The 23832-nt window shown below is 44.2% G+C and carries 28 protein-coding genes; 17 read left to right on the top strand and 11 right to left on the bottom strand.

Annotation, left to right across the window (positions count from 1 at the left end):
* Positions 1–5 precede the first annotated feature (5 nt).
* Entirely contained in the window at positions 6–587 is a 582-nt protein-coding gene (gene mog / locus AC30SH_RS07580; protein ID WP_032997757.1) for a molybdopterin adenylyltransferase, read from the top strand.
* A gap of 95 nt (positions 588–682) precedes the next feature.
* Here mog and proB read toward each other — a convergent pair whose 3' ends face one another.
* Positions 683–1789: a glutamate 5-kinase gene (gene proB, locus AC30SH_RS07575; RefSeq protein WP_314886074.1), complete on the bottom strand. Its 1107-nt coding sequence runs from the start codon at positions 1787–1789 to the stop codon at positions 683–685.
* Between the two features lie 164 nt (positions 1790–1953).
* Here proB and AC30SH_RS07570 point away from each other — a divergent pair, with 164 nt between their 5' ends.
* Genes AC30SH_RS07570 through folA form a run of 3 tightly spaced genes read left to right on the top strand, consistent with a single transcriptional unit; the run spans position 1954 to position 3727 of the window.
* Positions 1954–2739, top strand: coding sequence for a threonine/serine exporter family protein (locus AC30SH_RS07570; protein ID WP_314886072.1), 786 nt, complete (start codon positions 1954–1956; stop codon positions 2737–2739).
* A gap of 1 nt (position 2740) precedes the next feature.
* Complete coding sequence (locus AC30SH_RS07565) at positions 2741–3205, top strand: threonine/serine exporter family protein (protein WP_109103916.1); 465 nt, start codon at positions 2741–2743, stop codon at positions 3203–3205.
* Between the two features lie 39 nt (positions 3206–3244).
* Positions 3245–3727 (top strand): type 3 dihydrofolate reductase, encoded by a 483-nt coding sequence (folA, locus tag AC30SH_RS07560; protein ID WP_109128417.1) that lies wholly within the window; start codon positions 3245–3247, stop codon positions 3725–3727.
* A gap of 148 nt (positions 3728–3875) precedes the next feature.
* Here folA and paeA read toward each other — a convergent pair whose 3' ends face one another.
* The 10 genes from paeA to asd all read right to left on the bottom strand — a co-directional run bounded on the left by paeA (position 3876) and on the right by asd (position 12534).
* Positions 3876–5171 carry a polyamine export protein PaeA gene (paeA, locus tag AC30SH_RS07555; RefSeq protein WP_109128535.1) on the bottom strand — a complete coding sequence of 432 codons (1296 nt, stop codon included), beginning with the start codon at positions 5169–5171 and terminating at the stop codon, positions 3876–3878.
* Positions 5172–5262: 91 nt separating this feature from the next.
* Positions 5263–5787 carry a DUF1523 family protein gene (locus tag AC30SH_RS07550; RefSeq protein ID WP_109103919.1) on the bottom strand — a complete coding sequence of 175 codons (525 nt, stop codon included), beginning with the start codon at positions 5785–5787 and terminating at the stop codon, positions 5263–5265.
* Between the two features lie 31 nt (positions 5788–5818).
* Positions 5819–6601: a TatD family hydrolase gene (locus AC30SH_RS07545; RefSeq protein ID WP_109128418.1), complete on the bottom strand. Its 783-nt coding sequence runs from the start codon at positions 6599–6601 to the stop codon at positions 5819–5821.
* 3 nt (positions 6602–6604) lie between these two features.
* A complete protein-coding gene (locus AC30SH_RS07540; RefSeq protein WP_109128419.1) occupies positions 6605–7588 on the bottom strand; it encodes a DNA polymerase III subunit delta' in 984 nt (327 codons plus the stop codon).
* Complete coding sequence (gene tmk, locus AC30SH_RS07535) at positions 7585–8217, bottom strand: dTMP kinase (protein ID WP_109128420.1); 633 nt, start codon at positions 8215–8217, stop codon at positions 7585–7587. Before tmk ends, AC30SH_RS07540 begins: the two co-directional genes overlap by 4 nt.
* Before the next feature lies 1 nt (position 8218).
* Positions 8219–9262 (bottom strand): endolytic transglycosylase MltG, encoded by a 1044-nt coding sequence (mltG, locus tag AC30SH_RS07530; RefSeq protein WP_109128421.1) that lies wholly within the window; start codon positions 9260–9262, stop codon positions 8219–8221.
* Positions 9263–9386: 124 nt separating this feature from the next.
* Positions 9387–10442 (bottom strand): AI-2E family transporter, encoded by a 1056-nt coding sequence (locus tag AC30SH_RS07525; protein ID WP_109128422.1) that lies wholly within the window; start codon positions 10440–10442, stop codon positions 9387–9389.
* 3 nt (positions 10443–10445) lie between these two features.
* On the bottom strand, positions 10446–10784 hold the full coding sequence (glnB, locus tag AC30SH_RS07520; RefSeq protein WP_006716923.1) for a nitrogen regulatory protein P-II: 339 nt from the start codon (positions 10782–10784) through the stop codon (positions 10446–10448).
* A 222-nt stretch (positions 10785–11006) separates the two neighbouring features.
* Positions 11007–11639 (bottom strand): BamJ family beta-barrel-assembly machinery protein, encoded by a 633-nt coding sequence (bamJ, locus tag AC30SH_RS07515; protein WP_006716926.1) that lies wholly within the window; start codon positions 11637–11639, stop codon positions 11007–11009.
* A gap of 25 nt (positions 11640–11664) precedes the next feature.
* Positions 11665–12534, bottom strand: coding sequence for an archaetidylserine decarboxylase (gene asd, locus AC30SH_RS07510; RefSeq protein ID WP_162541224.1), 870 nt, complete (start codon positions 12532–12534; stop codon positions 11665–11667).
* 227 nt (positions 12535–12761) lie between these two features.
* Between asd and bioA the strand changes: the two genes are divergently transcribed.
* The 13 genes from bioA (at position 12762) to AC30SH_RS07445 (ending at position 23829) form a co-directional block, all read left to right on the top strand.
* Complete coding sequence (gene bioA, locus AC30SH_RS07505; RefSeq protein WP_212510352.1) at positions 12762–14051, top strand: adenosylmethionine--8-amino-7-oxononanoate transaminase; 1290 nt, start codon at positions 12762–12764, stop codon at positions 14049–14051.
* On the top strand, positions 14044–15216 hold the full coding sequence (locus tag AC30SH_RS07500) for an 8-amino-7-oxononanoate synthase (RefSeq protein WP_212510353.1): 1173 nt from the start codon (positions 14044–14046) through the stop codon (positions 15214–15216). Before bioA ends, AC30SH_RS07500 begins: the two co-directional genes overlap by 8 nt.
* Positions 15201–15854 carry a DUF452 family protein gene (locus AC30SH_RS07495; RefSeq protein WP_212510354.1) on the top strand — a complete coding sequence of 218 codons (654 nt, stop codon included), beginning with the start codon at positions 15201–15203 and terminating at the stop codon, positions 15852–15854. Before AC30SH_RS07500 ends, AC30SH_RS07495 begins: the two co-directional genes overlap by 16 nt.
* Positions 15845–16609: a malonyl-ACP O-methyltransferase BioC gene (gene bioC, locus AC30SH_RS07490; protein ID WP_212510355.1), complete on the top strand. Its 765-nt coding sequence runs from the start codon at positions 15845–15847 to the stop codon at positions 16607–16609. The genes AC30SH_RS07495 and bioC overlap by 10 nt, the downstream gene beginning before the upstream one ends.
* On the top strand, positions 16609–17250 hold the full coding sequence (gene bioD, locus AC30SH_RS07485) for a dethiobiotin synthase (RefSeq protein WP_212510731.1): 642 nt from the start codon (positions 16609–16611) through the stop codon (positions 17248–17250). Before bioC ends, bioD begins: the two co-directional genes overlap by 1 nt.
* 71 nt (positions 17251–17321) lie before the next feature.
* On the top strand, positions 17322–17846 hold the full coding sequence (gene yceD / locus AC30SH_RS07480) for a 23S rRNA accumulation protein YceD (protein ID WP_048749912.1): 525 nt from the start codon (positions 17322–17324) through the stop codon (positions 17844–17846).
* Positions 17847–17862: 16 nt separating this feature from the next.
* Positions 17863–18033 (top strand): 50S ribosomal protein L32, encoded by a 171-nt coding sequence (rpmF, locus tag AC30SH_RS07475; protein ID WP_005544470.1) that lies wholly within the window; start codon positions 17863–17865, stop codon positions 18031–18033.
* Between the two features lie 27 nt (positions 18034–18060).
* Positions 18061–19095 carry a phosphate acyltransferase PlsX gene (gene plsX / locus AC30SH_RS07470; protein ID WP_048749910.1) on the top strand — a complete coding sequence of 345 codons (1035 nt, stop codon included), beginning with the start codon at positions 18061–18063 and terminating at the stop codon, positions 19093–19095.
* Positions 19096–19130: 35 nt separating this feature from the next.
* A complete protein-coding gene (locus tag AC30SH_RS07465) occupies positions 19131–20081 on the top strand; it encodes a beta-ketoacyl-ACP synthase III (RefSeq protein WP_314886057.1) in 951 nt (316 codons plus the stop codon).
* A 107-nt stretch (positions 20082–20188) separates the two neighbouring features.
* Positions 20189–21127, top strand: coding sequence for an ACP S-malonyltransferase (gene fabD, locus AC30SH_RS07460; RefSeq protein WP_314886055.1), 939 nt, complete (start codon positions 20189–20191; stop codon positions 21125–21127).
* A 21-nt stretch (positions 21128–21148) separates the two neighbouring features.
* Entirely contained in the window at positions 21149–21877 is a 729-nt protein-coding gene (fabG, locus tag AC30SH_RS07455; RefSeq protein ID WP_111295745.1) for a 3-oxoacyl-ACP reductase FabG, read from the top strand.
* Between the two features lie 269 nt (positions 21878–22146).
* The gene (gene acpP, locus AC30SH_RS07450; protein ID WP_005627318.1) at positions 22147–22377 is read left to right on the top strand and encodes an acyl carrier protein; all 231 of its coding nucleotides are present in this window, start codon (positions 22147–22149) and stop codon (positions 22375–22377) included.
* Between the two features lie 225 nt (positions 22378–22602).
* The gene (locus AC30SH_RS07445; protein WP_212510357.1) at positions 22603–23829 is read left to right on the top strand and encodes an MFS transporter; all 1227 of its coding nucleotides are present in this window, start codon (positions 22603–22605) and stop codon (positions 23827–23829) included.
* Positions 23830–23832: the final 3 nt, after the last annotated feature.

Below are 23832 nucleotides of genomic sequence, written 5' to 3'. Positions count from 1 at the left end.
AAAAAATGACCGCACTTTTAAAGATTGGGTTAGTGTCCGTTTCTGATCGGGCATCGCAAGGCGTATATCCGGATCAAGGCATTCCGGAACTTAAACATTGGTTGGAACAGGCGTTGGTGGAGCCTTTTGAGGTAGTCGAACGCCTGATTCCGGACGAGCAACCGGAAATTGAGCGCACGCTGTGCAACTTAGTGGATGAAGAACATTGTCATTTGGTGCTCACCACCGGCGGTACCGGGCCGGCAAAGCGGGATGTTACACCGGATGCGACACTTGCTGTCGCTGATCGTGAAATGCCTGGGTTTGGCGAGCAAATGCGTCAAGTCAGTTTACATTTTGTGCCGACAGCCATCCTTTCCCGTCAAGTGGGCGTGATCCGCAAAGACAGTTTGATTTTAAATTTACCGGGGCAGCCGAAGGCTATTAAAGAAACGTTAGAAGGCGTAAAAGATGAAAACGGCAATGTGTTGGTGAAGGGGATTTTTAGTGCCGTGCCGTATTGCTTGCAGCTCATCAACGGATTATATATTGATACCAAACCGGAAATTATTGCCAGTTTCCGCCCAAAATCTGCACGTCGTAGTTAAACGTGGAGGAAAGAGCGGTCATTTTTGACGGCATTTTTAGAGGGCACTAAAACAAAAACGGTATTCCCTTGTTTTGATGGAATACCGTTTTTTGTTTATAGCACAATCATATCATCCCGATGAATGGCGACGGCGCCATATTCATAACCAAGCAGTTGTTCAATATCATGAGACTGTTTGCCTTTGATTAATTCCAGTGCATCGCTGTTATAACGCGGCATGCCGAGAGCAATATCTTTGCCTTGAGAGTTACGAATGCGCACAACTTCACCACGGGAGAAACGCCCACTGACATCAACGATACCCGCCGGCAGTAAGGATTTGTGCTGAATTAACACCGCACTTTGCGCGCCATCATCAATCGTTAGCACGCCTGCAGAAGGCGCAGCGAAGAGCCATTGCTTGCGGCTTTCCAAGCGATCCGCTTGTACCTTGAATTTGGTGCCGATAGCTTGATCGTATGCTAAATCGATGATGATGTTAGGTTGATTACCCGGTGCAATAATAGTTTCGATGCCTGAACGAGTGGCAACATCTGCCGCAGTGATTTTGGTGGACATGCCACCGGTACCTAAATTCGTGCCGGTACCGCCCGCGATAGAACGAATATGATCGGTGATTTTCTCCACGACCGGAATCAATTTTGCTTGAGGATTTTTACGCGGGTCGCTGTCAAACAAGCCTTGTTGATCGGTCAATAAATAGAGCTGTTCCGCTTGCACTAAAATTGCCACTAAGGCGGATAAATTGTCGTTATCACCCACTTTAATTTCTGCTGTGGCGACAGCATCATTTTCATTGATAACGGGGATGATGTGATTATCTAATAGCGCATGCAATGTATCGCGTGCATTGAGAAAGCGTTCGCGATCTTCAATATCCGCACGGGTTAACAACATTTGTCCGATATGAATATCATAAATGGCAAAGAGTTTTTCCCACGTTTGAATCAGCTGGCTTTGACCCACTGCCGCCAATAATTGTTTGGATGCCACAGTGGGCGGTAATTGCGGGTGATTTAAATAATGTCGACCAGCGGCAATGGCGCCTGAAGTGACAATCACCAAACGAAAGCCGGCGCGATGTAATTGTGCTAACTGACGAACGATTTCCATCATGTACGCTAAATTTAATTTTGGTGCACCTTGGGTTAAGGTGCTGGTGCCGAATTTCACCACAATGGTTTTGTTATTCTGTTGCATACTGACTCCTTGTCAAAAATGCGTTTAAGTTAGCATTAAGCGTGGCAAAAAGCATTAAATTTATCGGGAAAATCCACCGCACTTTGATGTGGCAAGATGAAATACTGTTGTTCCTTTTAGAAAGTTTTATAATGGGCGGCACAGTTAATTTAGGTAAAAGTATAATGAAAGCTCAACAGATTACTCAGGAATACCAACGGGAGGTGACCCGTGTGTGCGTAGAAACGGCATTGTTGTTATTACAACATGGCATGGAAAGTGCGGTGGTCGTGCAAATGACGCAACGACTTGGTGTTGCACTTGGGGTTGCCAGCGTGGAATGCGCATTAACCGCCAACGCAGTGATTCTTACCACACTCACCAATGGACATTGCATTACGACGACCCGTAAAAGTGCCGACAAAGGCATTAATATGCAAATGGTCACGGATGTTCAACGCATTATTATTTCTGCGGAACATGGTATATACGATTTACACCTGGTGAAGAAAAAACTAGACCACCTCAAACCATTAAAATATAACCGTTATTTTGTTATATTGATGGTGGGGTTATCTTGTGCCTCCTTTGCGCATTTATCCGGAGGTGATGCATTAATTAGTCTCATCACTTTCTTGGCTTCCTCCGTAGCGATGTATGTGCGGCAGGAATTATCGAAACGCCATTACAACCCCATGATTGTTTTTTGTATTACGGCCTTTGTAGCGTCATTGATTGCGGGCATGAGCCTGAAATATCAAATCGGCAATGATCCGCAAATTGCTTTGGCGTCCAGCGCGTTGTTGCTGGTGCCGGGATTCCCGTTAATCAATTCACTGGCGGATATTTTAAAAGGCTACGTTAACATGGGTATTAGTCGTTGGGCGGTAGCGACGATTCTCACTTTTGGGGCCTGTTTGGGCATTGTCTTTGCGCTCAGTGTGCTGAATATCACGACCTGGGGGAATTAAGATGGATTGGTTATTTTGGTTACTCGATGATATGTTCTTTGCAGCGATTCCTGCCGTGGGCTTTGCACTGTTGTTTAATGTGCCGGCTAAAGCACTGAAATATTGCGCGATGCTTGGCGCGTTAGGGCATGTAACCCGTACCTTGTTGCTCCATTGGGATATGCCGATTATTTTTGCCACGCTGGTTGGGGCAGCACTTATCGGCTTTATTGGTGTGCATCTTTCTCACCGTTATTTAGCCCATCCGAAAGTCTTCACCGTGGCGGCAATTATTCCAATGATTCCCGGCGTGCATGCTTACAAAGCCATGATTGCGATTGTGCAGATTCACCATTACGGTTTTTCTGATGAATTGTTTGCACAAATGATCAATTCCTTTATTAATACAACGTTTATTCTTGGCGCCTTGGTTTTCGGTTTGGCGTTACCGGGCTTATTGTTCTATCGCGGAAAACCTGTGGTATAGTAACCGTATGTTAAGCCATTAAATAACTTAGGAAAATACATGAATTTAAGCCTGATTGTCGCCATGACGAAAAATCACGTTATCGGTAAAGATAACCAAATGCCGTGGCATTTGCCCGCGGACCTGGCTTGGTTTCGTCAAAACACGACCGGCAAGCCGGTGATCATGGGGCGAAAAACCTTTGAAAGTATTGGTCGCCCGTTGCCGAAACGCACGAATATTGTGCTTTCACGTCAACCCTTCATGCATGAAGGTGTTGTGTGGAAAGCGAGTCTAGAAAGTGCGGTGGATTTTGTCCGTGATTCAGAGGAAATTATGTTGATTGGTGGCGGACAGCTTTTTAAGCAGTACCTAGCGCAGGCGAGTCGTCTTTATCTCACTGAAATTCAAACAGAATTAGACGGCGACACTTTCTTTCCTCCAATCGATTGGCATGACTGGTCGATTGAATTTGAACAATACCGTCCAGCCGATGAGCAGAATCCTTATGATTGCCGTTTTTTGATTTTGGTAAGAAAGTGATTTTTGCGTAAGTAAAAGTGCGGTGGGTTTTCCGTGCATTTTGATATTCTTCCTCCTTGATCTGATGTAGGGGGAGGAAGAATGCTTGGAATGGGGGTGGCGAGCGGGAGAAAAACGGAACGCTCGCCTACCCAAGTGAAAAGAATCCTTATTCCGCCAAGTCTTTTCTAAAAGACACCATCAACTGATCGATTTTAAAATTCTCGGTGTCAATGATTTCAAATTTATAGCGGTCGTATAGCACGAAATCGGTTTTCTTCGGGATTTTACGCAACATATACATCATAAAACCAGCGATGGTTTCATAATTTTCATCGTGCGGAAAACTTTCAATATCCAAGGCGCGTTTCACGTCTTCCAACGGTGTGGCGCCATCAATCAGCCAAGAATCTTCATCACGGCGAATAATTTGCTCTTCTTCACTGGAAACCAATTCGCCCATCACAATGCTCATCACATCGTTTAAGGTCACAATCCCTACGACTAACGCATATTCGTTGACGATAACGGCGAAATCTTCACCGGTGGATTTAAACAGCTCCAACACTTCATATAAAGACAACGTGTCCGGCACGTACAACAACTTGCGCAATAAGCGATTATCGGTTAATTGCACTTGTTCTTCTTTTAAAAACAAGGTCAACAAACTGTGGGACTCCACATACCCTAAAATATGATCCAAGCCCTGATCGCAAATCAATAATTTAGAATGGGAGTTTTTCGTTAACGTGTCTAGCACTTGTTGACGGGTAAAAGTGCGGTCTAAAAAAATGATGTTTTCACGCGTGGTCATGGTTGAGGTGACCGTGCGTTGCTGCATATCGAAGATATTTTCGATTAAATAATGTTCCTGTGCTTTTAACACACCGGCTTCTGCGCCCGCATCTACGACAGCGACAATATCTTCTGATGTCATGCTTTCAACCCGTACGGTGGAAATTCTGAACAGGCGGAACATCACATTCGCCAATGAATCAAAAATCCACACAATCGGTTTTAATAGGATAATGCACAGTTGCATAATGCGCACCGTGCGTAGTGCCACCGCTTCCGGATTGATTAATGCAAGGCGTTTTGGCATTAAATCTGCTAATAAAATGAACGAAGCGGTGACGATGATAAAGGCAAGCCAAGAGGCGGCACTGTCAACCCAAGGTGCATCGGTATATTGTTGCAGAAATGCTTGTAAATGCACGCTAATAGTCGCTTCGCCAATGACCCCGCCCAAGACGGCAACCATGTTTAAGCCGATTTGCACCACCGTAATAAAACGCCCCGGCTGCTCCTGTAATTTGAGCACCATGGCCGCTTTAGTATTCCCTTCGTTAGTCATGTTTTGTAACTTAATACGACGCGCGCCTGCCAATGAAATTTCGGCAGAGGACACGATGGCACTGACAATAATCAGTAAGATTAAAATTAAAATTGCGCTGAATAAACTCATAAGGTTCTCAATAACTTGATGTAAACGAGACATAAAGTGCGGTTAATTTTGACTGTGTTTTTAACCGCACAAAAGAAATGAAAAAAGAAACCTAATTTTCGCTATCAAACCAGCCGCGAATAAACTGCACGGCAAAGAAGAAGGTAAAGAATAAAAGTACGTAAAGAATATAGCTAAAAATCGGGTGGCTTGGGGTATTGGTTTCCGTTACTTCTTTTACGGATAACGCATTTGGAAACTCATCAAACATAGTCAGACGCCAGCCGTAATATTTGATTTCCACGGTTTTTTCTTCATTGCCCAAGGCTTGCGCCAATGCCTGTAAATTTGCTGAGCCGAATTTGAAATAGAACGGAAAACCCCAACGGGTATCTTCATTGCGATATACCATCACTTTGCCGTTTTCATGTTGCGTATTGATAAAATACACATCGCGGGTCGGGCCGTCTGCCGGATTGGCTTTTGTAATCGGTCCGTCTTTATCCACCCGTTTCACCTCAACGCCGGTCACTTTGGTGACATCATAGCTCGGCATGGAATAATTTATCGCCGCGGCAATACATAAATGAAAAATAAAAATGACGGAAATAAAAAAATATTTTAGAAATTTTCTCATCTTTTTGTCCTATTGAAATGAGATTGGTTAATTATTGTACCTGAATTTTAAATAAACGCTCGAAGTTTTGTGTGGTGATTTGTGCCATTTCCTCGGCTGACACGCCTTTCAACGCAGCAACATATTCACACACTTCGCGGGTATATGCCGGTTGATTTTGTTTACCGCGATAAGGCACCGGTGCCAAGTAAGGCGAATCGGTTTCCACCAACAGACGATCCAGCGGCAGTTTACGCACCACATCCCGAAGTTCTTCCGCATTTTTAAAGGTGATAATCCCTGAAATGGAAATGTAAAAACCCAAGTCTAACGCTTGTTTTGCCATATCATAGTTTTCGGTAAAACAATGCAAAACGCCACCGCACTTTTCTGCCTGATTGTCGCGCAATAGGCGAATCGTGTCTTCGCGTGCTTCACGCGTGTGAATGATCACCGGTTTATTGAGCTGGTTGGCCACGTCAATTTGGCTGGCAAACACGGCTTGTTGGGTGGCTTTGTTTTCTGCACTGTAATAATAATCTAAGCCGATTTCGCCGATGGCAACGACTTTCGGATCTTGCGCCAAGCGTAACAAACGCGCTGCATCATAAGGTTCTTCTTCAAAATCCAGCGGGTGTACGCCGCAGGCTAAAGAGACGTTATCGAATTTGGCTAATTCCGGATACACTTTTTCAAAACGGCTCAAGGTCACGCCAATCGCCAATAAATGTTTCACATCACTCGCTTTTGCCTTTGCCACAACATCGGCAATATTTTGATGTAATGTTTCGTAATCCAAGGCATCCAAATGGCAATGGGAATCAACAATAAACATATTTTATCCTTCAAATACTTCAGTAATTAAACGGGTCAGCCCGTCGAGTAAAATCAATTCTAAATTCAACGCCGAATTCGCCGATAAATCCGACCGCACTTTGCCAACAATTTGTGTCGCTTTTAATAATGCCGGGGCAGACAGTCCTTGGCTAAATTGAATGACGCCTTGTTCAATGTCTTGGCAAACCCAATCTTCGCGAATATTCAGTTTGTTTTTCAAACTGTCGCTTAAAAAAGCCGACAACCAATCCAGTTGCTGTAAGACAATTTCTTTATTAAAAAATGGCAGTAATTCCAAAGGCGAACAACGGCGATAAAACAACCAAAATTGACGTAAAAACTCCCGCCGTTGTGCCAGTAAATTTTGCTCTAACATGGCAAGCGCGAGCAGTGGTCGAGCATAATTCACCCGAAGTGCGGTCAATATATCGGATGTTTCAGCGGACGTTTGTGATTGCAACCACTGTAATGCCCTGTCGGTGTTCGGTGGTAAGAGGTTCCACACTTGGCAGCGACTGTAAATGGTTGGCAACAACGCCTTTTGCATATCGCACTGCAAAATGAAATAGGTGTTCGGACGAGGCTCTTCCAGTGTTTTTAAAATGGCGTTGGCAGCGGCTTCCGTCAAACGATGTGCCTGTTCGATATAAACGACTTTATTGCCGTTTTGCTGCGCATGTTGCGTCGCTTGTTCGTTCATGGCACGAATTTGATCCACGCCGATGTCTTTGTTCTCAATAGGCGAGATGGGCTGGAAATCCGGGTGGCTGTTGGCTTGCATTAAATGGCAGGCATGGCATTCGCCACAAGCCTCCGCCCCTTTGGGCGTTAAGCACATCAGACGTTTTGCCAACGCGGAACAAAGTTGCTCTACACCGAGACCGTCATCCGCGCGAATCAGCAGAGCGTGGTGCCCTAAAGCCTCATCAAAAGCCTGTGTGATTTTGTGATAAGTTGGCGTCAGCCAAGGGGTTAAAAGGCTCATTTTGACAGCGAAACCCACCAATTTTTGACCGCACTTTTAATGTCTGACTGCACTTGCTCAATGGATTGTTCCGCATTGATCATCACAGCTTTCGGATTGTCTTTTACCAGTTCTAAATAACGGGCACGAGTGCGGTGGAAAAAATCCAGATGTTGTTGTTCGATACGATCCAGCTCACCACGTCCTCGGGCGCGGGCTAAACCGACGGCTGGATCAATGTCTAAATACAATGTCAGATCCGGCTCAAAATCGCCCAAAACGGTTTGTTTTAAGTTAGTTAACAAAGCCTCTCCCAACTGGCGGCCACCGCCTTGGTAGGCTTGTGACGACATATCATGGCGATCACCAACGACCCATTTGCCTTGGGCGAGGGCGGGCTTAATGACATTATCCACTAATTGAATTCGGGCAGCATATAACATCAACAATTCGGCTTTGTCTGTGACTGGTTCTTCTGTTTCATGTTTAATGAGGTGGCGTAATTTTTCTGCTAACGGTGTACCACCGGGTTCACGGGTGAAGACGACATCATTAACCCCCAATTCCTTTAAGGTATCCACGACACATTGATGGGCGGTGCTTTTGCCTGCGCCTTCCAAGCCTTCAATCACGATAAATTTGCCTGCCATATTATTTCCCATTTTGTTGGCGGTACCAGCGTAAATATTCCTGCACCGCTTTATTGTGTTCATTTAAGTTTCGACTGAATTTGTGACCGCCCTTGCCGTCGGCAACGAAATAATAAAATTCCGTTTGCGCAGGATGGGCTACGGCTTGCAATGCATCTTCGCTTGGCATGGCAATCGGCGTTGGCGGTAAACCGTCAATCACATAGGTGTTATAAGGGGTTGGCGTTTCGAGATCTTTTTTACGAATATTGCCGTTGTAATCTTCACCCATGCCGTAAATCACCGTTGGATCGGTTTGGAGCTTCATTTTGGCTTTCAAACGATTGATAAATACTGAAGCCACTTGAGGACGTTCTGCGGCGATGCCGGTTTCTTTTTCTACGATAGACGCAAGAATCAACATCTCGTAAGGATCTTCTAAGGGTAAGTCCTTATCGCGCTCATTCCAGGCTTTGTCCAAGGCTTTTTTCATGCGTTCTGCTGCACGCTGCAACAGTTCTAAGTCGGTAGAGTTCGGCGTGTAATTATAGGTGTCCGGATACAACCAACCGTCGATTTTCATCCATTCATCAATGGCTTTTGAGACTTTTGGCAGTGCCAATAACTGGAAAATCTCTTGTTCGGATTTGTCTTTTAAGGTCTGCTTTAAGTGCGGTGCGTTTTCGAGACGTTTTCGCCAATTTTTAAAGGTGTTGCCTTCAATAAATTGCACGTTAAATTGTGCTTCTTTGCCGGAGTTGAGTAATTTCAGCAAATCTTCTACGGTTTTCACATCATCCAATAAATATGTGCCTGCTTTCACTTTGCTCAATTCAGGGTGTAATTTTAAGGCCCAAGGCAATAATGCGGCACTGTCCAAAATACCTTCTTGCTCTAGCAACGTGACTAATTTATTACCGGTTGTGCCACGTTCTATGGTCAATAATTGATCGTTTTGCACATTCACCGGTTGCTGCACGAATCGTTGTAGTTGTTGATATCCCCAAAAACCGGCGCCTGCCAATAAGACAACGAGGAACAAAAGAAGGAAGAAAAATTTTTTCATATGCGTGATCGTGGCGTCGTGAAAGACGTTGTAAAAATGATGATAAAAGTGGCGGGATTATAGCACGAAATTGTGTTTTTTATCGAAAAAGAGCCTTGTCGAAACAAGGCTCTGATACGCGGGATTATTTACTTTCATGGGCACTGTCGGAATCGCCGAGCAACAAGGCGTACTTCACGGTTGTTGGGCTGGCTTCTAAGGCAATTTTGAGTGCCATGGTGAGTGGCACAGACAGCAACATTCCTACTGTTCCTAGCAACCATCCCCAGAACAACAAAGACAGGAAGACCACCAGCGTGGAAAGCCCCAATTTTTTACCCATTAATCGAGGTTCAAGCACATTGCCGATAATCATGTTGATGGCAATGACACCGATAATGACTTCCAAGCCCACCACAAAACCGTTGAGTAATAATGCCTGCACGATAATCGGAACAGCAGCGATAATTGAGCCGATATTGGGAATGTAATTGAGCAGGAAACTCAGTGTTGCCCACAAAATCGCATATTGCACACCGACAATTTCCAATAAAAGCCAAATGCAAATAGCAGTTAATAAACTCATCATGGTTTTTACACCAAGGTAGCTGATAACACCTTGTAGAATACGATCTAAATAACGTTCTTGTTGGCTGATTTCCTTCGAATCACTGCTAAATACCACGGCAAATTTGTGTTTAGCATAAGGCGCTTCTAAGAGCATGAAAATAACGACTAACACCAACACGAAAATATTGGTGACTACGCCGGAAAAGCTGAGAAAAACACGACGCACAAAATTCATGATCACGCTTGGATCGAAATGCTCCATGATGCTTTTTTCGGAAATATCCAACGGGATTTTCAGACTTTGTGAAAGTGCCACTAGACTATTAACGCGTTCGCCCAATAATTGGCGATATTGCGGGATAGATTGGCTAAACTCTTGGATTGTGCTGTTAATTAAGCCGAACAGAAAGAAAAAGACGATTAAAATCAATGCTAACAACAAACCAATGGAGAGACCGTAGGGCACTTTTTTCTTGGTTAAGTAATTGAGTGACGGCGAGCAAATAATCGCAATAAACAGCGACAGTAAAAATGGCACGACAATTTCTGAAGCTGCCTTAATGCCGGCTAAAATAATCACGATAGCAGCACAGGCGACCAGTGCTTTTACTAAAGAAGCGTGTTTTTCCATTAACTAAATCGCATCCTCGTTTTCTTCGCCGGTACGGATACGAATCACCCGTTCCACTTCATACACAAAAATTTTGCCGTCTCCGATTTTGCCGGTTTGTGCCGTATCGACGATAGCGTCCAAACATTGTTCTAATAAATCATCAGGTACCACAATTTCCATTTTCACTTTCGGCAGAAAATCCACCATGTATTCGGCACCACGATACAATTCCGTATGCCCTTTTTGGCGTCCAAAACCACGGACTTCGGTGACGGTCATGCCGGTAATGCCAATGTCGGATAAGGCTTCGCGCACATCATCCAATTTAAACGGTTTAATGATTGCTTCGATTTTTTTCATTCTTGTTGCTCCTGAAAATGGTCATTAAAAATTAGCCTGTTGTGAGCGCAGACTTTATCAGATCTTGAGAGTGAAAAACACTGGAACGCATGAAAAAACATCCTAGAAAACGACCGCACTTTTATGCACTTTTCTTGCTGAGGAAATTAAATAGCATGGAGATTTTTATATAAAAAAACGGCGCTATGATTAACGCCGTTTTGGGTGAGATAAGTTATCCGATTAAAGAATTTCTAGTAATTCTACTTCAAAGACTAATGGACTAAATGGCGGGATGGCTGCGCCTGCGCCACGTTCGCCATAGGCTAATTCGTGTGGAATTGCCAAACGCCATTTAGAACCGACCGGCATCATGGAAAGCGCTTCGATCCAACCTTTGATCACGCCGTTAACCGGAAATTCAGCCGGTTGACCGCGTGCGACGGAACTGTCGAATACGGTACCGTCCGGTAATGTGCCGGTGTAGTGAACACGTACTTTATCGGTTGTGGATGGCACGTTGCCGTTACCTTCAACTAACACTTCATATTGTAAGCCGGAATCAGTGACTTTCACGCCGTCTTTTTGTTTGTTCGCCTCTAAGAAGGCTTTGCCTGCGGCTTCAATTTCTTTGAATTGCGCTTGTTGGGCTTCCGCAGCTTGTTGTTGCAATTGTTGCAACGCTTGGCTGATTTCATTGAAATCTAATGCCGGTGCATGTTGATTTAACACATCGTAAATCCCTTTTGCTACCGCTTCTGCTTTCACCGCCAATTGGCTATCCAATAATTGTTGACCGATTTGCAAACCGATACCGTAACTGCCTTTGGCTTCGGTATCGTCTAATGTCACTTGATTGAAAAATTCTGCTGTCATGTTGTTTTCCTTTCTGTTGATAAAACTATTTCATCGTGGCTAAGATTTCACCCATTCTTACCGGAACGTCCACCTCTAAATGTTCAGCTAAGGTCACGGAATTCGCCGGGAATAAGTTAATGACGGTTGAACCTAATTGGAATGCGCCCATCTCTTGGCCTTTAGTTAATTTAATGGCGTTGTCTCCTTGATATGTCCAGACTTTGATTTCACCGGTGCGCGGTGGATTAATGACGCCAGCCCAAACCGTACTCATGCTAGCAGTGATGGTCGCGCCCACGAGGATTTGTACCATTGGGCCGAACGCTGTATCAAAAACACAAATAACACGTTCATTGCGAGCGAATAAGTTTGGTACGTGTTCCGCTAAGAACGGGTTGACCGAGAATAAATCGCCCGGCACATAAATCATTTTGCGCAAGGTCGCATCGCACGGCATGTGGACGCGGTGATAATCACGCGGAGATAAATAAATCGTGGCAAATTCGCCGTTTTTAAAGGTGTTAACTAATTCTTCATCGCCGGCTAATAAATCAGATAGGCTGAAAAAATGTCCTTTGGCTTGCAATAAACGTTCATCGTCAATATGCCCGATTTGGCTCACACGACCGTCAGCAGGTAAGCAAAGTGCGGTCGGATTTTCATTGATTTTTCTCGCGTCGTCTTTTAACTCGCGAATAAAAAATTGGTTGAAGCTTTCATAATCGCTAAAGTTCTCTTTTTTTGCTTCGCTCATGTCCACGTTGTATTTCTTTGCGAAAACCTTGATCACGAAATGTGTTACCGCACCCCATTTTTGTTGGGCAAACCAACCGGCTAATTGGGTTAAATACAGTTGCGGCATAATGTATTGAAAAGCAACTTTCGCACGTTGCCAATAAGTGAATTTATTCATAATGGTTATTTTTTCTACAGTGTCAAAAAGAAGTCGGTGATTATAACAACTTATTCGGCTTGTGCAATGTATCGGCGGATTCGCCGCTTTATTCCGCGGTGAAAATCATCAAAATTGTGGCAAATGCCTCAAAAAACACAAAAAATCGGATGGGGAAGTGCAAAGCTTTAGAATTGCCTTATTTTCTAAGGTAAAATTACGACTTCTTAATTTTTGAAGCTAACCCTATGAACCAACAACAGTTATTGCAATTTGATCGTGAACATATTTGGCATCCTTATGCCGCTCTTCCACCGACCACACCGATTTATGCCGTTGAGCGTGCCGACGGTGTGATGATTACGCTTAAAGATGGTCGCCAACTGATTGACGGCATGTCCTCTTGGTGGGCAGCGTTGCATGGCTACAATCATCCGCGGTTAAATGCGGCCGCGACAAAACAGTTGGAACACATGAGCCACATTATGTTTGGCGGTTTAACGCACGAACCTGCTGTCAAATTGGCGCAAAAATTATTGCCTTTATTGCCGCAAGATTTGGAGCAAATTTTCTTTGCCGATAGTGGATCCATCGCCGTAGAAGTGGCGATGAAAATGGCGATTCAATATCAACACGCGAAAGGCGAAACCCAACGGCATAAATTCGCCACCATTCGTTCCGGTTATCATGGCGACACTTGGCATGCGATGTCGGTGTGCGATCCGGTGACCGGCATGCACGGGCTGTTTGCGAAAAGTTTGCCGGTGCAATATTTTCTCCCGCAGCCGCAAACGCCTTTTGGGCAGCCTTGGAACGAAGACGATATAAAACCCTTAGCAGATTTATTAGAAAAAAAAGGCGCAGAACTGACCGCACTTATTTTGGAACCGGTGGTGCAAGGGGCGGGGGGAATGTATTTCTATTCGCCGATGTATTTGATCCGAGCCAAGCAGCTGTGCGAACAATACGGCATCTTGCTGATTTTTGATGAAATTGCCACCGGTTTTGGGCGCACGGGAAAATTGTTTGCCGCTGAATATGCCGGCATTTCGCCGGATATTATGTGTATCGGCAAAGCACTTACAGGTGGTTATTTAACCCTGTCCGCCACTATTACCACACGCGCTATTGCACAAACCATTTGTCAGGGTGAAGCGCATTGTTTTATGCACGGCCCGACCTTTATGGCGAATCCGTTGGCTTGTGCCATTGCCGCCGAATCCATTGATGTGTTGTTGGAAAGTGATTGGCTGGGTAATGTCCAACGGATCGAAGCCCAACTGAAAGCCGAGTTACAGGTCGCAGAAAGTTTTAAATCCGTCAAAGAAGTGCGTGTTCTTGGCGCCATCGGCGTATTGGAAATGCACGAACCGGTAGATTTGGCGAGTTTGCAGGCACGTCTGGTGGCGCACGGTGTTTGGGTGCGCCCTTTCGGCAAGCTTGTCTATATCATGCCACCGTTTATTATCAGTTCAGCCCAATTATCCGCATTAACCGCTGGTATGCTGGCGGCAATTAAAGAGGAATACCATGAGTAAGTCAGATTATTTTGCCGCGCAGTTGGAAAAACTCCGTCAAAAAGAACAATATCGTCGTTTTCCGCAAATTGTGCATAAGGGAAAGTTCGTAGAGCAGAACGGGCTTTCAATGCTAAATCTGGCGTCTAATGATTATTTAGGTTTGGCGAATGACGACACCTTGCAGCAAGCGTTTCTTGAAAAACTCGCGGAAAAACGACCGCACTTTACCTCATCCTCCTCCCGTTTATTAACCGGGAATTTTCCTGAATACGAAAGCCTTGAGCAACGAATGGCGGAGGCATTTCAGCGTGAGGCCAGTTTGTTGTTTAACAGCGGTTATCACGCCAATATCGGTATTTTGCCTGCGGTAGCCAATAAACAGACGTTGATCGTGGCGGATAAACTGGTGCATGCCAGTATTATTGACGGCATCCGTTTGAGCGATGCGCCGTTTGTGCGTTATCGCCACAATGATTACGCCCATTTGTACGAGATTTTGCAAAAACAGCATCTCAACTACAAACGCATTATTGTGGTGACGGAAAGTCTGTTTAGCATGGACGGCGATTTTGCTGATTTGCCTCAATTAGTGGCATTTAAACAGCAATTCGACAATGTTATGTTGTATGTGGATGAAGCGCACGGCATTGGGGTTTACGGCGAACAGGGTTTAGGCGTTGCCGAGCAGATGAATTGCCTTCCGTACATTGATTTCTTGGTCGGCACATTCGGCAAAGCACTGGCGTCGATGGGAGCTTATGTGGTTTGCGATCAAGTGATCAAAGATTATTTAATTAACACCATGCGCCCGTTGATTTTTAGCACCGCATTACCCCCGTTTAATGTGGCGTGGACAGAATTTCTTTTTGAAAAACGACCGCACTTTCAGGCGAAACGGCAACATCTTATGCAATTAAGTGCGCGCTTACGGCAAGTCGTGGCTGAACAGTTAAATATGCCCATGCCAAGCGAAAGTCATATCGTGCCGTTGATTCTGGGCGACAACCAACGTACCGTGCAAACGGCGCAATGTCTGCAACAGCAAGGATATTACTGCTTGCCGATTCGCCCGCCAACAGTGCCTGTCGGCACCTCGCGCATTCGTTTGTCTCTCACCGCCGACATTACGCATGATGAACTTGAGCAATTTATAGAACAGTTATTTTTATGCAATATCAATTAATTAGCCAAAATCCACCAAGCCGGAATTTGATCGTTTATTTTGCCGGTTGGGGCACACCGCCTTCTGTCGTGCAACATTTAGCTATTCCACCGGCGTATGATCTATTGCTGTGTTATGACTATCGGGATTTTTCGTTGGAGTTTGATTTTTCCCGTTATGAAAATGTGCGTTTGGTGGCGTGGTCGATGGGCGTTTGGGTAGCTGAACGTGTGATGAGACAAATCCCTTTGCTTTCTGCAACCGCAATAAATGGCACAGGCTTGCCCATGCATGATGACTACGGTATTCCATGCGCCGTTTTTCAAGGCACGTTGGATACGCTAGATGAAATCAATCAAGGCAAATTCGAGCGTCGTATGTGTGGTGACAAACAGTTGTTGCAGCAATATCAATCCTTGGAAGGACGGCGTTCAATTGAAGAAATACACGTAGAATTGACCGCACTTTATGATGCGTTATCGGCAGAACATCAACATACGGCGTTACCTTGGACGAAAGCGATTATTGGTACACAAGATCGTATTTTCCCTACACAAAATCAACGAAATTATTGGCATGAACGCTGTGAGGTGAGTGAAATGGGTGGTGGACATTATCTATTCCCATTGCTACAAACTTGGGAACAGCTATGGCAATAACGCAACAACGGGTGATGCAATGTTTCAGCGCCGCCTTACCAACCTATGAACAAAATGCCATTGCTCAAAAGCAAATCACCGAAGATTTATTACAGTTGCTATTGGAGAAAGGCGGAAATCAATTTCAACGAGTGCTGGACATTGGTTGTGGTACGGGCGGCTTTACCCGTTTGCTCATGCAACATATCAACGCAACGCATTGGGATTGCAACGATTTATGCGATGTCGTCAACCACTTGGCATGTAATTTGCCACAGAAAAATTATCGTTTTTATCAAGGTTGTGGCGAGCGTCTTGATTTTGCGCATCAATATGATTTGATTGCTTCTGCCTCGACCATTCAATGGTTTGCTGATCCGCTGGCGTTTCTTCAACGTTGTTCAAATTATTTAACGCCTCACGGCATGATTTTATTTGGTACGTTTGCCCCGACCAATTTACACGAAGTTAGAGCATTAACGGGCGTCGGTTTGGATTACCCCGATTTAGCACAATGGCAGGAGACATTAACGTCAGATTTTTCCGTATTGCATTTAGAGCAAAAAGAAATTCAGTTGAAATTTGATTCGCCGTTATCGGTACTTAAACATTTGAAAGAGACCGGTGTGACGGCCACCAATAATCAAATTTGGAATTACAAGAAAGTTGCCCAATTTTGTGAGCAATATCGACAACAGTATGCTGACGAGCAAGGCTATGTCTCGTTAACTTATGTGCCGATTTTAATGTTGGCGCAGAAAAAAGAGGAAAGATGATGGGAAAGGTATTATTCGTTTCGGGAATTGATACGGACATCGGTAAATCTATCGCGACAGGGTATTACGCTAAGCATTTAATGCAGCAAGGATATTCGGTGATTACACAGAAAATGGTGCAAACGGGCTGTCAGGAGATATCGGCAGATATTGTCGTGCACCGAAAAATTCAAGGCATTGCGTTAACTGAGGAAGATCGTCAGGGCATCACATGTCCTTATTTGTTTGATTATCCCTGCTCGCCTCACATGGCCGCACGTTTGCAACAGACGTGTATTGATGAAAAAATCATTGAAAAATCCACCGCACTTTTGGCGCAAAACTATGATTATGTTTTGCTGGAGGGCGCGGGCGGCTTGATGGTGCCTTATTCCGAGGAGAAAACCACGTTGGATTACCTTGCGGCGCATGGGTATCCGTTAATTCTGGTGACTTCCGGCAGACTGGGGAGTATTAATCACACTTTGCTCAGCCTTGAGGCGTGCGCTCAGCGAAAAATTAGCGTAGAGGCATTGATTTATAATCTGTATCCGCCGGCTGACGAATTGATTACTCAAGATACACAACAATATCTGCGCAGTTACTTAGCCAAACGCTTTCCGGAGACAAAATTTATGTTGATGGAGAAAATCGATTTTTAGCGCTGATTTTCACGCTTGGAACGATAATTTCCTTTGACTATTTTTTTTTCAAAGGGTAATATGCGCTCCCTATGCAAAAGGTAAAACTACCCCTAACTGTTGATCCGGTAAAGGACGCGCAACGAAGATTGGATTATCAGGGTTATTACTCCGCTAATCAATTAAGTCGTCTTGCCGAATCGGTCAGTAAAGTGCTCAGCGATGCACAGGTTACATTATCGTTCTTTGTTGATCCGCAAAAATTGGTTGTCATGAAAGGTCATGCCAAGGTTGATGTTGAATTAAATTGTCAGCGTTGTGGCGAACCTTTCGTTCAAACCGTTGATTGTGCGTTTTGTTACAGTCCGGTGGCTAATTTGGATCAAATTGATGTATTGCCGGAAATCTATGAGCCAGTTGAATTCAATGAATTCGGTGAAATAGATTTACTTGGAACAATTGAAGATGAACTCATTTTGAGTTTGCCGATTGTGCCAATGCATTCATCTGAACACTGTGAAGTGTCCGTGGCTGAACAGGTTTTTGGCGAATTGCCGGAAGAATTGGCAAAAAAACCGAACCCGTTCGCTGTATTAGCTAATTTAAAGCAAAAATAATTTAGGAGTATAGCCAATGGCTGTTCAACAAAATAAAAAATCCCGTTCACGTCGTGATATGCGTCGTTCTCACGATGCGTTAACAACTGCTGCAGTATCCGTTGATAAAGCAAGTGGTGAAACTCATTTGCGTCACCATGTAACCGCTGACGGTTACTATCGTGGTCGTAAAGTGATTAACAAGTAATTATCTCAATTACATAAAGGTAATCACTTGAGTCGTCTAACCCTTGCGTTAGATGCGATGGGCGGGGACATTGGTCCCCGTATTACTATCCCAGCATCCATTTTAGCCTTGGAACGAGATCCAACGCTTTCTCTCTTATTGTTTGGCGATCGCCAACAAATTCTTCCGCTTTTATCCTCTGCTCCCAACAGTATTCGTCAACGTTGTGACATTGTTCATTGTGCTCGTGTGATTGATAGTCGTCAGGGTATTTCCTACGCCTTGCGCCATAGCAAAGAGACCTCTATGCGTTTGGCAATTGAAGCAGTACAAAAAGGGGATGCGCAGGCCTGTGTGAGTGCCGGTGATACAGCAGCTTTGATGGGCTTATCGAAAATCTTATTGCAACCTCTGGAAGGTATCCATCGTCCGGCACTGATTTCTACGATCCCAACAGTGACAGGTGAGCGTTCGATTATGTTGGATCTGGGGGCGAATGTTGAGTGCGATGCCGAAAACTTGTATCAATTTGCCTTGATGGGTGCCATTTTTGCAGAAAATACCCTCAATTTAGTTTATCCGCGTATTGCGTTATTGAATATTGGTATTGAGGCAGTGAAAGGATACAAATCCATCCGGGATGCGGCAGATTTACTGAAAAAAGACACCGCACTTAATTACATTGGATTCCTTGAAGGCAATTTTTTACTCAATGGCAAGGCGGATGTGATTGTGACAGATGGCTTTGCCGGCAATGTTGCGCTGAAAACCTTGGAAGGCGCGGCAAAGAACGTGATTTCTCTACTGAAAAGTGATAAGAAAAAGAGTATATTAAGTCACGTTTTTGGGTATTTAATTAAATATCTTTTCAAAGATAAATACCAACGATTAAAGCAAATCAACCCTGATCAATATAATGGCGCATCGCTTATCGGTTTGACTTCTGTTGTGGTGAAAAGTCACGGAAGTGCAAATATAGAGGCATTTGCTTATGCTATTGCCGATGCGGCATTACAAGCTCGACGTCAAATTCCACAAAAAATTTTGGCGGGCTTAAATAAAAATGAAATATTAATGAAGTAGTGAGTTCCCTCGCTATTATTTTTAACGAGATGACTATGTTTAGCAAAATTTTATCGACAGGTAGCTATTTACCCCAACATATTCGTACCAATGCCGATTTAGAAAAAATGGTAGATACTTCAGATGAGTGGATTGTTACCCGTTCCGGTATTCGTGAACGTCGCATTGCAGCACCGGATGAAACCGTCTCTACCATGGGATTTGAAGCAGCCCAAAAAGCCATTGAAGCGGCAAACATCAATCCACAGGAAATTGATCTTATTTTAGTGGCGACAACCAGCAACTCTCATGCTTATCCAAGCGCAGCTTGCCAAATTCAAGGTATGTTGGAGATTGATGATGCCATTGCGTTTGATTTAGCGGCGGCTTGTACCGGCTTTGTGTATGCGTTAGGAGTCGCTGATCAATTTATTCGTACCGGCAAAGTGAAAAAAGCGCTCGTGATCGGTTCTGATTTAAATTCCCGTAAGTTAGATGAAACAGATCGCAGCACGGTCGTGTTGTTTGGCGATGGCGCCGGTGCGGTTATTTTGGAAGCATCGGAACAAGAAGGAATTATTTCTACCCATTTACACGCCTCAGCAGATAAAAATGCCGCATTGTTACTTCCTCAGCCTGAGCGTGGCATGGCAAAATCCGGTTATATCGAAATGCAAGGCAATGAAACCTTCAAATTGGCTGTGCGTGAACTTTCTAATGTGGTGGAAGAAACCCTTGCCGCCAATAATTTAGATAAAAAAGACATTGATTGGTTGGTGCCTCACCAAGCTAATTTACGTATTATTTCTGCGACCGCGAAAAAATTAGATATGGATATGTCGCAAGTGGTGGTCACGTTAGATCGTTACGCGAATAACAGTGCGGCAACTGTGCCGGTCGCATTGGATGAAGCGGTGCGTGATGGACGTATTCAGCGTGGGCAGTTGCTCCTTCTTGAAGCCTTTGGCGGTGGTTGGACTTGGGGTTCGGCTTTAGTGAGATTTTAGATAATCTGTTATCATTCGTGAAAAAAGTGCGGTTATTTTTGACCGCACTTTTCGACTGTAACGCATATCGGAATAAATTGATTTATTTTTTAATATAGGTAAGACACATGAAAAAATTTGCAATGGTTTTCCCAGGACAAGGTTCACAAACGGTGGGAATGTTAGCGGAATTAGCCAGCGACTACCCAATTGTACAAGAAACTTTTAAACAAGCTTCAGAAGTATTGGGATATGACTTGTGGCAATTAGTGCAGGAAGGCCCTGCGGAAGAATTAAACAAAACATGGCAAACACAGCCAGCGTTATTAACCGCATCTGTGGCTGTTTATCGTGTATGGCAACAAAAATACCCAGAATTAAAACCGGAAGTGATGGCTGGGCATAGCTTGGGCGAATATTCTGCGTTGGTGTGTGCCGGTGTGTTAGATTTCCAAGATGCGGTTAAATTAGTGGAATTGCGTGGTAAGCTTATGCAACAAGCGGTACCGGAAGGTACCGGGGCTATGTATGCGATTATCGGTTTAGACAATGACGCCATTATTAACGCCTGCAAACAAGCGGAGCAAGGCGAAGTGGTTTCCGCCGTGAACTTCAATTCACCGGGACAAGTCGTGATTGCCGGTGCGAAAGCGGCGGTAGAACGTGCGGCTGCATTATGTAAAGAAGCCGGGGCTAAACGTGCATTACCGCTAGCGGTGAGCGTGCCTTCACATTGTGCTTTAATGAAACCGGCAGCAGATCAATTATCCGTTTCCTTAGAAAGTATCACATTAAAAGAAGCCAGCGTTTCTGTTTTAAATAACGTAGATGTAAAAAATGAAATTGAAGCCGATGCGATTCGAAATGCCTTAGTTCGCCAACTTTATAGCCCGGTACGTTGGACAGAAACCGTAGAAAAAATGGCACAAAACGGCGTCGAAGTGTTAGTGGAAGTGGGTCCGGGTAAAGTGTTAAACGGGTTAACGAAACGCATCGTGGATTCCTTACAAGCGATTTCTGTAAATGATGTGAAATCCCTCGATTCCGTCGAAGAAGTATTAGCATAGTAGTGAAAAGGAGAGAAAGTTATGCAAGGTAAAATTGCATTAGTGACAGGTGCAACCCGTGGTATTGGTCGTGCAGTAGCCGAAGAATTAGTATCAAAAGGCGCTTTTGTTATCGGTACGGCGACGTCAGAGAAAGGCGCTGAAAGTATTTCTGCCTATTTAGGTGAGAAAGGAAAAGGATTGGTATTAAATGTTGCCGATCAAGCTTCCATTGATGCGGTATTGGAACAGATCAAACAAGAGTTTGGCGACATTGATATTTTAGTGAATAATGCCGGTATTACCCGTGATAATTTGTTAATGCGCATGAAAGATGAAGAATGGTTTGATATTTTACAAACTAACTTGAGTTCTGTTTATCATCTTTCTAAAGCGATGCTTCGCACCATGATGAAAAAACGTTTCGGGCGTATCATCAACATTGGTTCTGTCGTGGGCTCCATGGGGAATGCCGGTCAGACGAATTATTGTGCAGCAAAAGCCGGTTTAATCGGTTTCAGTAAAGCGTTGGCAAAAGAAGTGGCTTCCCGTGGTATTACGGTAAACGTTGTGGCACCAGGCTTTATTGCGACCGATATGACAGACGTATTAAGTGAAGAGTTAAAAAATAACTTATTAACTCAAATCCCCGCAGGCCGTTTAGGTGAGCCGAAAGATATCGCCAAAGCCGTGGCATTCCTAGCCTCTGAGGATGCGTCTTATATTAACGGTACAACGTTGCATGTTAATGGCGGCATGTACATGAGCTAACCGCTATTTAGCAAAAGGTTACTCGCAGCAAAGCGGATAAAAGCAATAGCCAAACGTGTGGCTTAGTGTTAAAATCCCCTCGCAATGTAACTTGGTTAGGTCATTCAAGGGTTCGTGGAAGACGTAACTATTTTTTCACTGTATGGTTTTGTGAAAATTCAATGTTTTTGAGGTTTGACCTCTCACCGGAAATATTGCAAATTTTTTACAAATACATACACTACTTAACTTATCGCAATGAGCGTAAACTTAAACATAGGAAGAAACAAATGAGCATTGAAGAACGCGTAAAAAAAATCATCGTTGAACAATTAGGCGTGAAAGAAGAAGATGTAAAATCTGAAGCGTCTTTCGTTGAAGATTTAGGTGCGGATTCTTTAGATACTGTTGAATTAGTTATGGCTTTAGAAGAAGAATTCGATATCGAAATTCCAGATGAAGAAGCTGAAAAAATCACAACAGTTCAATCAGCAATTGATTACGTTCAAAACAATCAATAATTGATTTTCTAAATTTAGGCGGTTTTTATAACCGCCTAAATTTTATCTCGCGTTACCTTATCCCCCTCATAAAAGACTCCGTAAAAACTTACCGCACTTTATTGAAATTTTTCTTGAAATCAGTAAACTAGCGCACAATTTTTTGGCCTTATTTTATGCAAGCTAAAAAATCACTTCTTTATAAACTTTAAATGTTACCTGTGAGTAACAGAAGGACAATTCAACATGACTACAAAAGTAAATAGCTATGGCTGGAAGGCCTTGCTAGGCTCTGCCGTCGGCTATGCGATGGACGGTTTCGATCTTCTTATTCTCGGTTTTATGTTAAGTGCCATCTCTGCCGATTTGGGGTTAACCCCGGCGCAAGGCGGTTCTTTAGTAACTTGGACATTGATTGGTGCTGTTTTTGGTGGCATCGTTTTCGGTGCATTAAGTGATAAATATGGCCGTGTGCGCGTGTTAACCTGGACGATCATTCTTTTTGCCGTATTCACCGGTTTATGTGCATTGGCGCAAGGTTATTGGGATTTGCTGATTTATCGCACCATTGCCGGTATCGGTTTAGGCGGAGAATTTGGGATCGGCATGGCATTAGCGGCGGAGGCTTGGCCTGCGCGCCATCGTGCCAAGGCTGCTTCCTATGTGGCGCTTGGTTGGCAGGTCGGCGTGTTGGGGGCAGCATTGTTAACTCCGTTACTATTGCCGCAAATTGGTTGGCGTGGCATGTTTGTGGTGGGCATCTTCCCGGCATTTGTGGCGTGGTATTTACGCGCCCGTTTGCATGAACCTGAAATTTTTGTGCAAAAACAGACCGAACTTCCAAAACCAACAAATCGTTGGGCATCTAAATTGGAGTCATTCAAGTTATTAGTGAAAGATAAAGCCACAGCCAAAGTCAGTTTGGGTGTGGTTATCTTGACCTCCGTACAAAACTTTGGTTATTACGGCATTATGATTTGGATGCCGAATTTTCTCTCCAAACAACTTGGTTTTAGCTTGACGAAATCAGGCGTATGGACGGCAGTGACCGTTTGCGGCATGATGGCGGGCATTTGGATTTTCGGGCGTTTGGCCGATCATATTGGACGTAAACCGAGTTTCTTATTGTTCCAAGCTGGGGCTGTGGTCAGTATCATCGCCTATTCTCAATTAACAGATCCGAATACCATGTTAATTGCTGGTGCGTTCTTAGGGATGTTTGTAAACGGCATGATGGGCGGCTACGGTGCTTTAATGGCAGAAGCTTATCCAACTCAAGCACGCGCTACTGCGCAAAACGTGTTGTTTAACTTGGGGCGTGCGGTGGGCGGCTTTGGCCCGGTAGCGGTGGGTGCCGTGGTTTCCGCGTATTCTTTCCAAACTGCTATTGCCTTTTTAGCGGTGATTTATGTCATCGATATGTTAGCAACAGTGTGTTTAGTGCCGGAATTAAAAGGCAAAGAATTGCATTAATGT

This window comes from Aggregatibacter sp. HK296 (assembly GCF_980469475.1).
This window is presented reverse-complemented; position numbering and strand designations above follow the sequence as displayed.

Bases quoted from the DNA above. Each gene is read 5' to 3' on its own strand.
- bioC (WP_212510355.1), top strand. From the start codon at position 15,845: ATGGCAATAACGCAACAACGGGTGATGCAATGTTTCAGCGCCGCCTTA.
- tmk (WP_109128420.1), bottom strand. From the start codon at position 8,217: ATGGCAGGCAAATTTATCGTGATTGAAGGCTTGGAAGGCGCAGGCAAA.
- paeA (WP_109128535.1), bottom strand. From the start codon at position 5,171: ATGAGTTTATTCAGCGCAATTTTAATTTTAATCTTACTGATTATTGTC.
- mog (WP_032997757.1), top strand. From the start codon at position 6: ATGACCGCACTTTTAAAGATTGGGTTAGTGTCCGTTTCTGATCGGGCA.
- AC30SH_RS07465 (WP_314886057.1), top strand. From the start codon at position 19,131: ATGTTTAGCAAAATTTTATCGACAGGTAGCTATTTACCCCAACATATT.
- AC30SH_RS07500 (WP_212510353.1), top strand. From the start codon at position 14,044: ATGAGTAAGTCAGATTATTTTGCCGCGCAGTTGGAAAAACTCCGTCAA.
- glnB (WP_006716923.1), bottom strand. From the start codon at position 10,784: ATGAAAAAAATCGAAGCAATCATTAAACCGTTTAAATTGGATGATGTG.
- mltG (WP_109128421.1), bottom strand. From the start codon at position 9,262: ATGAAAAAATTTTTCTTCCTTCTTTTGTTCCTCGTTGTCTTATTGGCA.
- AC30SH_RS07570 (WP_314886072.1), top strand. From the start codon at position 1,954: ATGAAAGCTCAACAGATTACTCAGGAATACCAACGGGAGGTGACCCGT.
- yceD (WP_048749912.1), top strand. From the start codon at position 17,322: ATGCAAAAGGTAAAACTACCCCTAACTGTTGATCCGGTAAAGGACGCG.
- asd (WP_162541224.1), bottom strand. From the start codon at position 12,534: ATGAATAAATTCACTTATTGGCAACGTGCGAAAGTTGCTTTTCAATAC.
- AC30SH_RS07545 (WP_109128418.1), bottom strand. From the start codon at position 6,601: ATGTTTATTGTTGATTCCCATTGCCATTTGGATGCCTTGGATTACGAA.
- bioA (WP_212510352.1), top strand. From the start codon at position 12,762: ATGAACCAACAACAGTTATTGCAATTTGATCGTGAACATATTTGGCAT.
- AC30SH_RS07495 (WP_212510354.1), top strand. From the start codon at position 15,201: ATGCAATATCAATTAATTAGCCAAAATCCACCAAGCCGGAATTTGATC.
- fabD (WP_314886055.1), top strand. From the start codon at position 20,189: ATGAAAAAATTTGCAATGGTTTTCCCAGGACAAGGTTCACAAACGGTG.
- bioD (WP_212510731.1), top strand. From the start codon at position 16,609: ATGGGAAAGGTATTATTCGTTTCGGGAATTGATACGGACATCGGTAAA.
- folA (WP_109128417.1), top strand. From the start codon at position 3,245: ATGAATTTAAGCCTGATTGTCGCCATGACGAAAAATCACGTTATCGGT.
- AC30SH_RS07540 (WP_109128419.1), bottom strand. From the start codon at position 7,588: ATGAGCCTTTTAACCCCTTGGCTGACGCCAACTTATCACAAAATCACA.
- acpP (WP_005627318.1), top strand. From the start codon at position 22,147: ATGAGCATTGAAGAACGCGTAAAAAAAATCATCGTTGAACAATTAGGC.
- AC30SH_RS07550 (WP_109103919.1), bottom strand. From the start codon at position 5,787: ATGAGAAAATTTCTAAAATATTTTTTTATTTCCGTCATTTTTATTTTT.
- AC30SH_RS07525 (WP_109128422.1), bottom strand. From the start codon at position 10,442: ATGGAAAAACACGCTTCTTTAGTAAAAGCACTGGTCGCCTGTGCTGCT.
- AC30SH_RS07565 (WP_109103916.1), top strand. From the start codon at position 2,741: ATGGATTGGTTATTTTGGTTACTCGATGATATGTTCTTTGCAGCGATT.
- proB (WP_314886074.1), bottom strand. From the start codon at position 1,789: ATGCAACAGAATAACAAAACCATTGTGGTGAAATTCGGCACCAGCACC.
- rpmF (WP_005544470.1), top strand. From the start codon at position 17,863: ATGGCTGTTCAACAAAATAAAAAATCCCGTTCACGTCGTGATATGCGT.
- AC30SH_RS07445 (WP_212510357.1), top strand. From the start codon at position 22,603: ATGACTACAAAAGTAAATAGCTATGGCTGGAAGGCCTTGCTAGGCTCT.
- fabG (WP_111295745.1), top strand. From the start codon at position 21,149: ATGCAAGGTAAAATTGCATTAGTGACAGGTGCAACCCGTGGTATTGGT.
- bamJ (WP_006716926.1), bottom strand. From the start codon at position 11,639: ATGACAGCAGAATTTTTCAATCAAGTGACATTAGACGATACCGAAGCC.